At 71.6% G+C, this 13,498-nt stretch carries 15 protein-coding genes; 7 read left to right on the top strand and 8 right to left on the bottom strand.

All coding sequences use genetic code 11. The features are described 5' to 3' along the window. Positions 1–470 precede the first annotated feature (470 nt). The 5 genes from rbsD to IE153_RS06360 form a co-directional block, all read right to left on the bottom strand. The gene (gene rbsD / locus IE153_RS06380; RefSeq protein WP_189588780.1) at positions 471–860 is read right to left on the bottom strand and encodes a D-ribose pyranase; all 390 of its coding nucleotides are present in this window, start codon (positions 858–860) and stop codon (positions 471–473) included. Then, complete coding sequence (locus tag IE153_RS06375; RefSeq protein ID WP_189588779.1) at positions 857–1,759, bottom strand: ribokinase; 903 nt, start codon at positions 1,757–1,759, stop codon at positions 857–859. The genes rbsD and IE153_RS06375 overlap by 4 nt, the downstream gene beginning before the upstream one ends. A 75-nt stretch (positions 1,760–1,834) precedes the next feature. After that, positions 1,835–3,784: an ABC transporter permease/substrate-binding protein gene (locus IE153_RS06370; RefSeq protein ID WP_189588778.1), complete on the bottom strand. Its 1,950-nt coding sequence runs from the start codon at positions 3,782–3,784 to the stop codon at positions 1,835–1,837. Further along, positions 3,774–5,318, bottom strand: a complete 1,545-nt coding sequence (locus IE153_RS06365) for a sugar ABC transporter ATP-binding protein (RefSeq protein ID WP_189588777.1) — start codon at positions 5,316–5,318, stop codon at positions 3,774–3,776. The genes IE153_RS06370 and IE153_RS06365 overlap by 11 nt, the downstream gene beginning before the upstream one ends. Then, entirely contained in the window at positions 5,315–6,334 is a 1,020-nt protein-coding gene (locus IE153_RS06360) for a LacI family DNA-binding transcriptional regulator (protein WP_189588776.1), read from the bottom strand. The genes IE153_RS06365 and IE153_RS06360 overlap by 4 nt, the downstream gene beginning before the upstream one ends. A gap of 228 nt (positions 6,335–6,562) precedes the next feature. Here IE153_RS06360 and IE153_RS06355 point away from each other — a divergent pair, with 228 nt between their 5' ends. Together IE153_RS06355 and IE153_RS06350 are read left to right on the top strand one after the other, a co-directional pair. After that, positions 6,563–6,928: a cupin domain-containing protein gene (locus IE153_RS06355; protein WP_189588775.1), complete on the top strand. Its 366-nt coding sequence runs from the start codon at positions 6,563–6,565 to the stop codon at positions 6,926–6,928. Between the two features lie 87 nt (positions 6,929–7,015). Continuing rightward, positions 7,016–7,663, top strand: coding sequence for a dihydrofolate reductase family protein (locus IE153_RS06350; protein ID WP_189588774.1), 648 nt, complete (start codon positions 7,016–7,018; stop codon positions 7,661–7,663). 7 nt (positions 7,664–7,670) lie between these two features. Here the strand turns inward: IE153_RS06350 and IE153_RS06345 are convergent, their stop codons facing one another. Continuing rightward, positions 7,671–8,471, bottom strand: coding sequence for an MBL fold metallo-hydrolase (locus tag IE153_RS06345; protein ID WP_189588773.1), 801 nt, complete (start codon positions 8,469–8,471; stop codon positions 7,671–7,673). Between the two features lie 86 nt (positions 8,472–8,557). Between IE153_RS06345 and IE153_RS06340 the strand changes: the two genes are divergently transcribed. Further along, positions 8,558–9,151, top strand: coding sequence for a CGNR zinc finger domain-containing protein (locus tag IE153_RS06340; RefSeq protein WP_189588772.1), 594 nt, complete (start codon positions 8,558–8,560; stop codon positions 9,149–9,151). Between the two features lie 16 nt (positions 9,152–9,167). Here IE153_RS06340 and IE153_RS06335 read toward each other — a convergent pair whose 3' ends face one another. After that, positions 9,168–9,476 carry a hypothetical protein gene (locus IE153_RS06335; protein ID WP_189588771.1) on the bottom strand — a complete coding sequence of 103 codons (309 nt, stop codon included), beginning with the start codon at positions 9,474–9,476 and terminating at the stop codon, positions 9,168–9,170. A gap of 335 nt (positions 9,477–9,811) precedes the next feature. Here IE153_RS06335 and IE153_RS06330 point away from each other — a divergent pair, with 335 nt between their 5' ends. Both IE153_RS06330 and IE153_RS06325 read left to right on the top strand, forming a co-directional pair. Further along, entirely contained in the window at positions 9,812–10,636 is an 825-nt protein-coding gene (locus IE153_RS06330; protein ID WP_189588770.1) for a helix-turn-helix domain-containing protein, read from the top strand. Continuing rightward, the gene (locus tag IE153_RS06325) at positions 10,623–10,832 is read left to right on the top strand and encodes a DUF397 domain-containing protein (protein WP_189588769.1); all 210 of its coding nucleotides are present in this window, start codon (positions 10,623–10,625) and stop codon (positions 10,830–10,832) included. Before IE153_RS06330 ends, IE153_RS06325 begins: the two co-directional genes overlap by 14 nt. Here the strand turns inward: IE153_RS06325 and IE153_RS06320 are convergent. Then, entirely contained in the window at positions 10,829–11,224 is a 396-nt protein-coding gene (locus tag IE153_RS06320; protein WP_185013969.1) for a MerR family transcriptional regulator, read from the bottom strand. The genes IE153_RS06325 and IE153_RS06320 overlap by 4 nt on opposite strands. A gap of 50 nt (positions 11,225–11,274) precedes the next feature. On the opposite strand from IE153_RS06320, the gene IE153_RS06315 reads away from it, so the two are divergent. Together IE153_RS06315 and IE153_RS06310 are read left to right on the top strand one after the other, a co-directional pair. After that, a complete protein-coding gene (locus tag IE153_RS06315; protein WP_189588768.1) occupies positions 11,275–12,159 on the top strand; it encodes an NAD(P)-dependent oxidoreductase in 885 nt (294 codons plus the stop codon). A gap of 128 nt (positions 12,160–12,287) precedes the next feature. Continuing rightward, a complete protein-coding gene (locus IE153_RS06310) occupies positions 12,288–13,496 on the top strand; it encodes an MFS transporter (protein WP_189588767.1) in 1,209 nt (402 codons plus the stop codon). The last annotated feature ends 2 nt before the right edge of the window (positions 13,497–13,498 follow it).

Raw genomic sequence — 13,498 nt, 5'->3', positions numbered from 1 at the left:
CGGCGGGCGCCGCGATGTCGCCGGGCAGGATGGCTCCCGGTGCGAAGGGCGTTGCTCCCATCAGGCTCAGACCCAGTACCGCCATGTACGTGGCAGCACCGGCGGCCAGCCCGTAGCCGGTGCGCCGCAGATACCGCGCACGCCGACCGGAGGCATCGACGAACACAGGAAGGCTCGGGTCGCCCGACGACTCCTGCCCCATATGTCTGCTTCTGGGACGAAGAAGCACCATAGCGTTCAGCGTACGCCGCTGCGGCGCGGGCGAGTTCCTCACGAGATCGGCAAGAATTTCTTACTCCGCCGTGCAACCCTTCCCGTCCCTCGCGGGTCGTACTTGGTGTCAGGACCTCTGGGGAGGGGATCTGGGGGGATCGCGGGGCTCCTGACGGGAGGGGAAAAGCCGAGGGGGCCCGGTCGACGGACCGGGCCCCCTCGAAACCGTTCAGGGCGGCGGATGCCGTCCAGGGGCTTCAGAAGAAGACGCCGCATCTCAGCAGGACGTTCGCGTACGGCCGTGCCTCGCCCGTGCGGACGACGAGCCGGGCACCCGCCGACAGCTCCTTGAGGCGCTCGTGCGACACGAGGTCCAGTCCGGGGAAATGCCCTTCCAGCAGCGCCGACGCCTCCGGGTTGGCCTCCCGCACCTCGTGCGCCGCCGTCGCCCCCTCGACCACCAGCTCGGCCAGCAGCCCGTCCAGCACCTCGGCGAACGCCGGCACCCCGGCGCGGAAGGCCAGGTCCACCACCCGGGGGCCGTCGGGGATGGGCATGCCCGCGTCGCACACCAGCACCCCGTCGCCGTGGCCGAGTTCGGCCAGCGCACCGGCGAGGTGACGGTTCAGTATTCCGGTCCTCTTCACGGTGCGGCGACCTCCGCCGCCGTCGGGAAGGACGCCTGCGCGCCCTCCCTCGTCACGGTCGCGGCACCCACCCGCGCCGCGTACGCCGCCGCCTCCGCCAGCGACGCGCCCGCGCCCAGCCGGTAGGCCAGCGCGGCGGTGAAGGAATCACCCGCGCCCGTCGTGTCCACCGCGTCCACCTTCACGGCCGGCACGCGCGCGACACCCTCCGCCGACGCCACCAGCGCGCCCTGAGCGCCCAGCGTCACCACCACCGACTTCGGGCCCTTGGCGAGGAGGATCCGTGCCCAGTCCTCGGGGGTGTCCCCGACGGCGGAGCCGCCCAGGATCACCCTGGCCTCGTGCTCGTTCACGATCAGCGGGTCGCAGGCCGCCAGCACCTCCTGCGGCAAGGGGCGCGGCGGGGAGGGGTTCAGCACGAAACGGCTGTCGGGCGACAGGCTCCGCACGGCCTCCACCACCGTCTCCAGCGGGATCTCCAGCTGCGCCGACACCACCCGCGAGCCCTGGAAGAGGCACCCGGCGGCGCTCACGTCCTGAGGGGTCAGGCGGCCGTTCGCGCCGGGCGAGACCACGATGCTGTTGTCCCCGGACGGGTCGACCGTGATCAGCGCGACGCCGGTCGGTGCGCCGCCCACCAGCACTCCCACCGTGTCGACGCCCGCCGCGCGCTGCGACTCCAGCAGCAGCCGGCCGTGCGCGTCGTCGCCGACCCGGGCCAGCAGCGCCGTACGGGCACCGAGCCGGGCGGCGGCGACCGCCTGGTTCGCGCCCTTGCCGCCCGGGTGGACGGCCAGGTCGGAACCGAGCACGGTCTCGCCGGCACCGGGCCGGCGCTCCACTCCGATCACCAGGTCGGCGTTGGCCGACCCCACGACCAGGAGGTCGTAGTCGTACATGAGTTGTCTCCCCACGTGAGTGACATGGGCGGGCGGTCACGCACACCGTGTGCGGCCGCCCGCCGTTCCCCGATGTCAGCCGCTGAAGCCGGCCACGTTCTCCTTGGTGACCACCTTCACCGGCACCTTCACCGTCTCCTCGACCTTCTCGCCCTTCAGGGCCCGCAGGGCGTTGTCCACGGCGATCCTGCCGAGCTGGGACGGCTGCTGCGCCACGGACGCGTACAGCGTGCCGCCCTCGACCGCCTTCAGTCCGTCAGGCGTGCCGTCGAAGCCGACCACCGAGACCGACTTGCCGGCCTTGGAACCCAGCGCCTTGATCGCGCCGAGCGCCATCTCGTCGTTGGCGGCGATGACGCCCTGGACGTCCGGGTGGGCCTGGAGCAGGTTCGACATGACGTCGAGGCCCTTGGTGCGGTCGAAGTCGGCGGGCTGCTGGGCGACGACCTGGATGCCCGGGAAGGCCTTGAGGCCGTTCGCGAAGCCCTGCGCGCGCTCCCGGGCCGCGGACGTGCCGGCCTGGCCCTGGAGGATCACGATCTTGCCCTTGCCGCCCAGCTTGTCGGCGACGGTCTTGGCGGCGAGTTCACCGCCGGCGACGTTGTCGGAGGCGACCAGGGCGTCCACCGACGCCTTGTTGACGCCCCGGTCGACCGCGATGACCGGGATCTTCGCCTTGTCGGCGGCCTTGACGGAGTTGCTCGCCGCGTCGGAGTCCACCGGGTTGACGATGATCGCGCCGAGGCCGGAACTGGTGAAGTTCTGCAGCTGGTTGGCCTGCTGGGAGGCGTCGTTCTGGGCGTCGGTGACGGTCAGGTCCACGCCCCGCTTCTTCGCCTCGGCCTGGGCGCCCGCCCGGATCTGCACGAAGAAGGGGTTGTTGAGGGTGGACAGCGACAGGCCCAGCTTCGGGCCGCTCGTGGCGGAGGAGCCGTTGTGCAGGAAGGACGTGGCGCCGACGATCGCGACGGTGACCACGGCCGCGAGCCCGTACGTCGCCGCCTGCTTGCCCTTGCCGCCTTGGGAGGCACCGGCCACCGGGGTCGCCCCCGCCTTGCGCCGCAGCGTGTCGAACAGCACCGCGAGCGCGATGACGACACCGATGACGACCTGCTGCCAGAACGCGGAGACGTTCAGCAGGTTGAGGCCGTTGCGCAGCACGGCCAGGATCAGCGCGCCGATGAGCGTGCCGGACGCCTTGCCGGTGCCGCCCGCGAGGGAGGCACCGCCGATGACGACGGCGGCGATCGCGTCCAGCTCGTAGCCGTCGGCGGCCTGGGGCTGCGCGGAGGAGAGCCGGGCGGCGAGGACGACACCGGCGACGGCGGCGAAGACGCCCGAGAAGGCGTAGATGGCGAGCTTCTGCTTCTTCACGCGCAGGCCGGACAGCCGCGCGGCCTCCTCGTTGCCGCCGATCGCGTACATGGAGCGGCCGATGTAGGTCCGGCCGAGCACGAAGGCCGCGATCAGACCCATGACGATCATCACCAGGACCGGCACCGGCAGCCAGCCGCCGAGCGTGTCGCCGAGGTGGGAGACCGAGTCGGGGAAGGCGATCGGGGAGCCCTCGGAGATCACCAGGGACAGGCCGCGGGCCACGGACAGCATGGCCAGCGTGGCGATGAACGGCGGGAGCTTGCCGTAGGAGATCAGGATGCCGTTGACCAGGCCGCAGACGATGCCCGTCGCTATGGCGAGGAGCACGGCGAGGAAGACCGGGACGCCCGCCGAGGTGGCGCTCCAGGCGAGGACCGTGGCGGACAGCGCGGCGACCGAGCCGACCGACAGGTCGATGCCCGCGGAGACGATCACGAAGGTCACGCCGAAGGCGAGGATGGCCGTCACGGCCGCCTGCACGCCGACGTTGAGGAGGTTGTCCGTCGTCAGGAAGTCGCCGGACAGCGCCGACATCGCGATGACGAGGACGATGAGCGCGGTGAGCGCGCCGTTGTCGAGCAGGAGGCGGCGCAGGCCTCCCGAGGCGCCACCCGCGCCCGTTGTGCTCTTGAGCGTGTCAGTGGCCACGGGAGGCCTCCGTTCCGTTCGTGGTCGTCGTCGTGCTGGTTGTCGTGGGGGTGCTGACGGCGAGTGCCATCACGGCGTCCTGGGTCGCCTCGTCGGCGGAGAGTTCACCGGCGATCCGGCCCTGCGCCATCACCAGCACCCGGTCGCTCATGCCGAGCACCTCGGGAAGGTCGCTGGAGATCATCAGGACGGCCGCACCGGCGGCGGTGAGCTCGTTGACCAGCTGGTAGATCTCCACCTTGGCGCCGACGTCGATGCCGCGCGTCGGCTCGTCGAGGATCAGCACCTTGGTGTCGGCGAGCAGCCACTTGCCGATGACGACCTTCTGCTGGTTGCCGCCGGAGAGGGTGCGCACGTGCTGGCCGAGCCCGGCCATCCGCACGCCGAGCTGCCCCGCGATCCGCTCGGCGGACTCGCGCTGGCCCTTGAGGTCGACGAGCCCGGCGCGCGTGGCCGACCGCAGCGTCACCAGGCCCAGGTTCTCCTCGACCGAGGCGTCCAGCACCAGGCCCTGGCCCTTGCGGTCCTCGGGCACGAGTCCGATGCCCGCGGTCATCGCCGCGTTGACGTCGGACTTGGCGATCGGGGCGCCGGACACCTTCACGGTGCCCTTGTCGTACCCGTCGGCCCCGAAGACCGCCCGCACGACCTCGGTACGGCCCGCGCCGACCAGCCCGGCGATGCCGACGACCTCACCGGCGTGCACCTCGAAGCCGACGTCGTGGAAGACGCCGTCGCGGGTGAGACCCTCGACGGACAGCAGGGGGGCGCCGCGGTCGGCGCGTTCACGCGGGTACTGCTGCTCGATGGAGCGGCCGACCATGAGCCGGACGAGCTCGTCCTCGGGGGTGGAGGCGGGGACCTGCCCGACGCTCTTGCCGTCCCGGATGACCGTCACCCGGTCGCCGAGGGCGGCGATCTCCTCCAGGTGGTGGGTGATGAAGACGATCCCGACGCCGTCCTCGCGCAGCGCGCGCACGATCGCGAAGAGCTTGTCGACCTCCTCGGAGGTGAGCACGGCGGTCGGCTCGTCCATGATCAGCACGCGGGCGTCCAGGCTGAGCGCCTTGGCGATCTCGACCATCTGCAGGCGGGCGATGCCGAGGTCGCGGACCCGCGCGCGGGGCGAGACGTTCACGCCGACCCGCTTCAGCAGGACCTCGGCGTCGGCCTCCATCTTCTTCCGGTCGATCATCCCGAACCGGCGCGGCTGGCGCCCCAGGAAGATGTTCTCGGCGACCGTCAGATCGGGTACCAGGTTGAACTCCTGGTAGATCGTGGCGATCCCGAGCCGCTCGGAGTCCTGCGCACCCTGGATGCGCGTCTCCTCGCCGCCGACCAGGATCCGCCCGGCGTCGGGGGTGTAGGCGCCGGAGAGCATCTTGATGAGGGTGCTCTTGCCGGCACCGTTCTCACCGAGCAGCACGTGCACCTCGCCCCGGCGCAGGTCGAAGTCGACGCCGTCCAGCGCGACCACGCCCGGGAAGGTCTTCCGTATGCCCTCGATGCGCAGCAACTCGTCCGCGTTGCTCACGTCGTGCTCCTTTGCACTGGGGTGGAGTTCTCGCCGCACGAGCGGCGTACGACGAGCCGGGCGGGGAGCGTGACGGACTCGCCGGGCCGCCCCTCGATGCGGTCGACCAGGGCCCGTACGGCGGCCCGGCCCAGCTCGCCCGTGGGCTGGGCGATCGCGGTGATCGGCGGATCGGTGTGCACGAACCACCGGATGTCGTCGAAGGCGGCCAGCGCGAGGTCGTCCGGTACGCGCAGACCACGCGCGCGTACGGCGTCCAGGGCGCCGAGCGCCATCAGGTTGTCGGCCGCGAAGACGACCTCGGGCGGGTCGGCCAGGTCGAGGAAGCCCTCGGTGACCAGCCGGCCGCTCTCGGCCTGGAAGTCGCCCTGCCCTATGTAGGCGTCGGGCAGCTCGAGGCCGTACGCGCCGAGCGCCTCCCGGAAGACCTCGACGCGCTCGCGGCCGGTCGTGGTCGCCGCCGGGCCCGCGATGATGGCGAGCCTGCGGTGTCCCAGCCGGTGCAGATGCGCCACGAGGTCCCGCACGGCGCTCCGCCCGTCCGCCCGCACCACCGGCACGTCCACGCCCGGGATCCACCGGTCCACGAAGACCATCGGCGTCCCGGCCCGCGCGGCGTCCAGCATCAGCGGCGATCCGCCGTCCGTCGGGGAGACGAGCAGGCCGTCGATCCGGCGGTCGAGCAGGGTGCGTACGTGGTGGTCCTGGAGGTCCGGCCGCTCGTCGGCGTTGCCGATGATGACGCTGTAGCCGAGCGCGCGGGCCTCCTCCTCGACGGAGCGGGCCAGTTCGGTGAAGTACGGGTTCATCACGTCGCTGATGACCAGGCCGAGGGTGTGGGTCTGGTCGGTGCGCAGGGAGCGGGCGACGGCGTTCGGGCGGTAGCCCAGGGTCTCGACGGCGGCCAGCACGCGGGTGCGTGCGTCGGCGCTGACCGACGGGTGGTCGTTCAGGACGCGCGAGACCGTGGCGACGGAGACGCCGGCCTCGGCAGCGACGTCCTTGATGCTGGCCACCGCCGCTCCACCTCCTTGTGGATCAGTCGTGGGAGCACCGGGCGGGTGCTCGTGGAATCGATTACATCGACGGGAGCATGGAATCGATTACACGCAGCGGAATCAAGCCCCCGGCGGTACCTCTTGACCGGATCGTGATGTCGCGGGGCTCGGCCCGGCGGGCCAGGCTGGAGGTACGGGGGTTTCCTGAGGGGCGTCTGAGGCCTGGCGGGCCGGAGCGGAGGAACCATGACGGCGGCGACCCGGAACGACGTACCCGTGGCCCTCGAAGGCGACGGAGTGGAACTGCGCCTGATGCCGATCGGCGGCGACATGTCGGTCGGCTACATCACGCTGCCCCAGGGCACGGACATGGGCCCGGCCCTCAAGGGCCTGCCCGACGACGCCTGCCAGTGCCCGCACTGGGGCTACCTGCTCAAGGGCCGGATCAGGATGCGCACGGCCACGGGCGAGGAGGAGTACCGGGCGGGGCAGGCGTACTACTGGGGCCCCGGCCATGTGCCGGAGGCGCTGGAGGACAGCGAACTGGTGGAGTTCTCGCCGAGTGAGGACTTCCAGCAGGTGATCGACCACGTGGTGGCACAGGCCGGGTGAAACCGGAGCCTTGGACGCGCCGGGCCCGCGCCGATGAGTTTTCCCGGTCCGGGCGGTCTCTCTTGCATCGACCACAGGAGGAGCGCTGTGTCCCAGCTGCTGCGCGTGCAGAACTTCAACGTCTCGAGTGACGGCTTCGGTGCCGGTGAGGGCCAGAGCCTGGAGCGGCCGTTCGGCCACGCCGACCCAGGGGAGATGTTCGCCTGGGCCGGCGCCGCCGCGAGCTGGCCGAACCGCACCGACCCGGGCGGGAGCCGGGGCCTCGACGACTACCTGGTGCGCGACTTCCACCACAACATCGGCGCCGAGATCATGGGCCGCAACAAGTTCAGCCCTCAGCGCGGCCCCTGGGAGAACCACGAGTGGCAGGGCTGGTGGGGCGACGAACCTCCGTTCCACACGCCGGTGTTCGTCATGACCCACCACGAGCGCCCCTCGTTCACCCTCTCCGACACGACGTTCCACTTCGTCGGCGGGGATCCGGCCGAGGTCCTCGCCCAGGCGCGCAAGGCGGCCGGGGGCAAGGACGTCCGGCTCGGCGGCGGGGCGATGACCATCCGGGAGTTCCTGGACGCCGACCTGGTGGACACGCTGCACGTGACGGTCTCGCCCGATGTGGTGCTCGGGTCCGGGTCACGGCTGTGGGAGTCGCCCGAGGAACTGCTCGACCGCTTCCACTGCGATGTCGTGCCGAGTCCCAGCGGCGTGGTCCATCACCTGTTCTGGAGGAAGTGACGGCAGCTCAGGCGCCCTTGCCCCAGTCCAGCCGGTCCGCGAGCCCGGCGGCGGCGAAGGCGGCTTCCAGCGCGTCACCGCCTTCGGTGAAGTGGGCCCAGCTGTCGTAGTGGACGGGCACCACGCGGCGGGCGCCGAGGACCTGCGCGGCCTCGGCGGCCATCGCGCTGTCCAGGACGAGGACCTGGTTGTCGAAGAGGACGGGGAAGCGGGGAGCACCGGCGAAGAGCACGGCGGTGTCGACGGGGGCGAAGCGGCCGGCGATCTCGCGGACCGCGTCGAGTGAGGCGTTGTCACCGCTGACGTAGACGGTGGGCAGGCCCTCGCCGGTCAGGACGAAGCCGACGACCTGGCCGGTGAACGCCTCGACCTGCTCGCGCGGGCCGGGGCCGTGCAGGGCCGGGACGCCGGTCACGGTGACCGTGCCGCCGCCGGGCCGGTCCAGTTCGACGGACTCCCAGTCGGCCAGGCCCCTGACCTTGCCCCCCAGGCTCTCGCGCAGGCGCTCGCCGCCGCCGGGCGTGGTCAGGGTGAGAGGTATGCGGTCGAGCAGAGCCCGGCCGGAGGTGTCGAGGTTGTCGGGGTGCTCGTCGTGGGAGAGCAGCACCACGTCGACCCCGCCGAGGTCGGCGGGCGTGGCGGTGGCGGGCGCGGTCTTGGTCAGGACCGGACCCCCGGGCCGGGCGTAGTCGCCGGGCGCGTCGAAGGTCGGGTCGGTCAGGAAGCGCAGGCCGCCGTACTCGAACAGGGCGGTCGGGCCGCCGAGGGCGCGGACGGGGAAGTCGGTCGTCACGGGAACAGAAGACATGGAGAACCTCACGGATAGACGTGGGCGAACCGTGAGACGACCGTAGCCGCTTCTCACGGATGCAGGCAACCCGTACCATGAGAAACATGGAGGAGCCCGTGACCGAACAGCCCGCCCCGCCGCCCGCCCAGGGCGAGGAGGAGCACTCCTCCCTGGCACTCGCCAACACCGCGATCGCCCTGCCCGGCGGGCGCACACTCGATCTCCTGGGCACCCCCGCGCAGGCGAACCACTGGCTGACCCAGCGCGACCTCGCCCCGGTCGACGCCGGCATGCGGGAGATGTGCGCGACCCAACTGCGGTCACTGCGCGAACAGATCAGGTCCTTGTTCGCCGCCCGCGTCGACGGCGTACCCGCCCTGCCCGCGGCGGTGTCGGCCGTCAACGACGCGATGACCAGGGTCCCCACGGCCCCGCTGCTGCGGTGGGACGACAAGACCGGCCCCTATCGCACCGCCCCCCACCCCACCACCGCGATCGTCGACCTCGCCCTGGCGACCCTCGCCGCGGACGCCGCCGACCTGCTCACCTCCCCCGCGGCCGAGCGCCTGACCGCCTGCGGCTCACCGCCCTGCAACCGCTACCTGCTCCGCCACGGTCGCCGCCACTGGTGCTCCACCCGCTGCGGCGACCGCGCCCGCGCGGCGCGGGCATACGCCCGTCGCAGCGAGCAGCACTGACACCGTCCCCTCGCCGTCACGACCGGGGCGGGTGGGCGAGCCGCGCCCCCCTGCTCTCCGCGACCCTCTTGACGTCCCGCAGGGACTCGCTGAGCCGCCGAGCCAGGTAGTGCAGTTCCCCGCTCGTCACCCGGCGCTCCGCCAGGAGTTCGTCGGCATGCCCGAGCAGGGCGTCCGCCATGTCGATCCGCACGTCCTCGATCTCGTCGGCGAGCCGTGAGACGTAGCCGGTTCCGTCGCCCACGAGGTAGCACGGCTTTCCGTCGGCGCCGGTCCACGGCAGGAGCCGCCCGGCCACCGCGCGGTCGCGATCTCCGCCGGTCATGCACCCGCCTCCGCCATCAGGTAGGGGCGCACCAGTCGGTTGTCCTCTCCCCGGAGCGGACGCGCGTCGGGACGACAGCAGGCCACCGGGCACACGTACGGGCGCGGGGGTGGTGCCGGTGCCGCCGGTCGCCGTCGCCTCCCCCGGGGAGGAAGGAGGAAGCGGAGAATCGGTTCCAGGAGCCGGGCGATGAGGTCTACCACGTCTGTCTGCCTACCTTCTCACCTGCGGTGACTGCGTTCTGTTCCGGATCACTCACAGAGTGGGGTCGGCGCTCGCTACGCTGCCAGGGGGTGGAGCTTGACATCGCGCTTGTCAAGAAGAGGAGTTGGCCGATGGACGAACGCCGCATGCTTCGAACACCGCGTCAGAAGTACGGGGAGGAGATGCGGCTGAGGCGGACCGCCGCCCGCCTCACCCAGGAGGAACTGGGCGACCAGGTAGTGTGCTCGCCCACGCTGATCAGCCATTTCGAGGCCGGCCGGCGCCTCCCCAAGCCGGATGACGCGCGGCGGATCGACCGGGCGCTGGGGACGGACGGGTTCTTCGCGCGGTGGTTGGAGGATCTGGAGTCGCGCTACACCGACCATTTCGCGGCGGTGGCCGAGCTGGAGCAACTGGCTACCCAGATCCAGCAGTTCGCACTCTCTCTGGTTCCCGGAGTGCTTCAGACCGACGACTACGCACGCGCCCTGTTCGGGGCCTACCGTCCCAACCACACGCCCGAGGAACTTGACGAGCTCGTTGTCATTCGAACACAACGCCGCCGAATCCTCGACGGGCCAGCTCAGCCCGTCGTCTGGACGCTGCTCGACGAGGCGGTCCTCCACCGTCGCGTCGGCGGACCGCGGGTCATGGCAGAGCAGTTGCACAAGGTCGCTGACATGGCCGAGTCGGGACGGCTGCGCCTGCACGTCCTTTCCTACGGCGTGGGGGCGCACGCACTCATGCAGAGTCTGCTCACACTCATGACCTTCGAGGACTCGGCCCCGGTGGCCTACGTCGAGGGCTTCCAGACCGGCAACTTGATGGACGATCCGGCTCTGGTGAGTGCCTGTCAGACCGCCTACGCTCTGGCGCTGAGCGACGCGTTGTCGCAGCAGGAGTCACTGGCCCTCGTCAGGGCGGCAGCGGAGGAACATACGCATGATCGACAGTGAGCACAACACTCTCACCGGCTGGTACAAGTCCAGCTACAGCGGCGGCGATCAAGGCGAGTGCCTCGAAGTCGCCCCCGGCCGCCCCGACGTCCCGGTACGAGACAGCAAGACCGCCCACGGGCCCGCCCTGGTCTTCTCGCATCGTGGCTGGACCGCGTTCGTCGCCGCCGTCAAAGACGGGCACATAGAGGCCTAGGAGGACAGCGCAAGGCCGAGCGGCGGGTAGTTCTCGCCCCCTACGCGTTCGGCCGCCTCGATGTAGTCGGCGAGGGCGTCTCGGGACTGCGCGAGGCTCGCCAGTTGGTCGTCCAGCCGCCGCAGCCGTGACCGCATCGCGGCCAGCAACTCGGGACACCCGACCAGCGTCGGGGCCTCCCCCGTCGCACAGGGCAGCAGATAGGCGATGTCCTCCGAGGACAAGCCGGCCCCGAGCAGGTGGCGGATCTGTTTCACGCGCAGCAGGGCGCTCTCGTCGTACTCGCGGTAGCCGTTCGCCCCGCGGGCCGGTTCCAGCAGGCCTTGGGCCTCGTAGTAGCGGAGCTGATGGGCGTGGACACCCGTCCGTCGGCTCAGTTCCCCGATCCGCATCGACAACCTCGCTTGACCTTCACACCGGTATCAACGTTGACGATGCTGCCATGGACGACGAAACCGCAACACCCGTGACCGTCATCGGACTTGGCCTGATGGGCCAGGCACTCGCGGGGGCGTTCCTCAAGGCAGGACACCCCACGACCGTGTGGAACCGTACGGCCGGCAAGGCCGACCGGCTGGTGGGCGAGGGCGCGCGATCGGCGCCGACCGTCGGCGATGCGGTCGGGCCCGGTCGCCTGACGATCATCTGCGTCACCGACTACCGAGCCGTGCACGAGGCACTCGGCGCAGCCGATGTGAAGCTGGACGGCACGACCCTGATCAACCTGACCTCGGGCGACTCGGGCCAGGCCCGGGAGACAGCCCGGTGGGCGGAGGCGCGCGGCGCCCGCTATCTGGACGGCGCCGTCATGGCCGTCCCGTCGATCATCGGTACCCCTGACGCGGTGATCCTGCAGAGCGGGGCGCGCGCGGACTTCGACGCGCACGAGCCGGCACTCGGGGCGCTCGGCACCGTCACCTACCTCGGTGCGGACCACGGTCTGGCGTCGCTGTACGACGTGGCCGGCCTGGCGATGATGTGGAGCGTGCTGAACGCCTGGCTCCAGGGCACGGCCCTGCTCGGGACGGCCGGCGTCGACGCGGCGGCGTACGCGCCCTTCGCGCGGCAGATCGCCGCCGGTGTCGCCGAATGGCTGCCGGGGTACGCCGAGCAGATCGACAGGGGTTCGTTCCCCGCCGAGGTCTCGGCGCTGGAGACCGACGTGCGGGCGATGGCGCATCTGATCGAGGAGAGCGAGGCGGCGGGGGTCAACGCCGAGCTGCCGAGGCTGCTCAAGGCGATGGCCGATCGTGCGGTCGCCGCCGGGCACGGCAAGGAGCAGTATCCGGTGCTGATCGAGGAGTTCGGCAAGCCCGGCGCCCGCTGACCAACCCCTTCGGCCGGAATGCGACATCACCCCTGACCGGCACGGGTGCCGTCGCAGACCCGCCAGCCCGCCCCCGGGGGCCCTGCTGGAGTGAGCGGAACGCGCTGTCTCCCACAGGACGGATCGCCATGCCGGCACCCACCACCGCCCCGGTCCACGACCGGCCTTCCTCCCCCCGGCCCTCACGCGGAGGGTGGCCGGCCGTCGTCTCCGTGGCGCTCGGGATCTTCGCCATCGTCACCACCGAGATCCTGCCGATCGGCCTGCTGACCTCCATCGGGGCCGACTTCACCGTCTCGGACGGGATGGCCGGGCTGATGATGACCATGCCCGGCTTCCTGGCGGCGGTCGCCGCTCCCCTGGTCACCGCGGCCACGGCACGCTTCGACCGCCGCCCGATGCTCTGCGTCTTCATGCTCCTGCTGGCCCTGGCGAACGTCCTCGCCGCGGCGGCGCCCGACTACTGGCTCGTGCTGGTCTCCCGGGTCATGGTGGGCGTCACGATCGGCGGCTTCTGGTCGATCGGTGCCGGTCTCGCGGAGCGGCTGGTGCCGCCGGAGTCGGCCGGCCGGGCCACGGCCGTGATCTTCTCGGCCGTTCCGCTGGGGTCCGTCCTCGGTGTGCCGGCCGGCACCCTCGTCGGGGAACTCGCCGGATGGCGAACGGCCTTCACGGCGATGGGGATCCTCACCGTCGGCGTGCTGGTCATGCTGCTGCGGCTGGTGCCGCCGCTCCCCCCGGTCCGGGCCACCCGCCTGAGCGTCCTGGGCGGTCTCCTGAGGACCACCGGCATCCGCCTCGCGCTGCTGCTGACGTTCCTCGTGGTGCTGGCGCACTTCGGCGCCTACACCTACGTGACCCCGTTCCTGGAGCGGGTCACCCACGCCGGCGGCGGCACGATCACCGTGTTCCTGCTGCTCTACGGAGCCACGGGCGTGCTCGGCAACTGGCTGGGCGGGGCCTGGGTGGTCCGGTGTCCGCGCACCGTCCTCGGCCTCGCGGCCGGTCTGATCGGGGCGGCGACCCTGCTGCTTCCGGTCCTGGGCCGCCGGGACGCGGGCGCGGTGGCGCTGCTGCTCGTGTGGGGCGTCGCATACGGCGCCGTCCCGGTCGCCTCACAGACCTGGTTCTCCCGGGCGGCACCGGACGCCCCGGAGGCGGCGTCGGTCCTGTTCACCGCCTCCTTCCAGGCGACGATCTCGACCGGCGCCCTCCTCGGGGGCGTCGCCCTGGACCGCACCTCGCCGTCCGCGGTCATGCTGCTCGGCGGGTGCATCGCCCTGCTCGCGGTCCTGGCTCTGGGGGCCGCCCGGGCCGCCCGGGCCGCCGAGGGCTGACG

It is taken from the genome of Streptomyces massasporeus, from assembly GCF_014648995.1.
GTDB classification, from domain to species: domain Bacteria; phylum Actinomycetota; class Actinomycetes; order Streptomycetales; family Streptomycetaceae; genus Streptomyces; species Streptomyces massasporeus.
The sequence above is the reverse complement of the archived record's forward strand: the minus strand, read 5'-3'. Positions and strand labels throughout refer to the sequence as shown.

Bases quoted from the DNA above. Each gene is read 5' to 3' on its own strand.
- IE153_RS06375 (WP_189588779.1), bottom strand. From the start codon at position 1,759: ATGTACGACTACGACCTCCTGGTCGTGGGGTCGGCCAACGCCGACCTG.
- IE153_RS06355 (WP_189588775.1), top strand. From the start codon at position 6,563: ATGACGGCGGCGACCCGGAACGACGTACCCGTGGCCCTCGAAGGCGAC.
- IE153_RS06345 (WP_189588773.1), bottom strand. From the start codon at position 8,471: ATGTCTTCTGTTCCCGTGACGACCGACTTCCCCGTCCGCGCCCTCGGC.
- IE153_RS06340 (WP_189588772.1), top strand. From the start codon at position 8,558: ATGGAGGAGCCCGTGACCGAACAGCCCGCCCCGCCGCCCGCCCAGGGC.
- IE153_RS06335 (WP_189588771.1), bottom strand. From the start codon at position 9,476: ATGACCGGCGGAGATCGCGACCGCGCGGTGGCCGGGCGGCTCCTGCCG.
- IE153_RS06330 (WP_189588770.1), top strand. From the start codon at position 9,812: ATGGACGAACGCCGCATGCTTCGAACACCGCGTCAGAAGTACGGGGAG.
- IE153_RS06325 (WP_189588769.1), top strand. From the start codon at position 10,623: ATGATCGACAGTGAGCACAACACTCTCACCGGCTGGTACAAGTCCAGC.
- IE153_RS06320 (WP_185013969.1), bottom strand. From the start codon at position 11,224: ATGCGGATCGGGGAACTGAGCCGACGGACGGGTGTCCACGCCCATCAG.
- IE153_RS06315 (WP_189588768.1), top strand. From the start codon at position 11,275: ATGGACGACGAAACCGCAACACCCGTGACCGTCATCGGACTTGGCCTG.
- IE153_RS06310 (WP_189588767.1), top strand. From the start codon at position 12,288: ATGCCGGCACCCACCACCGCCCCGGTCCACGACCGGCCTTCCTCCCCC.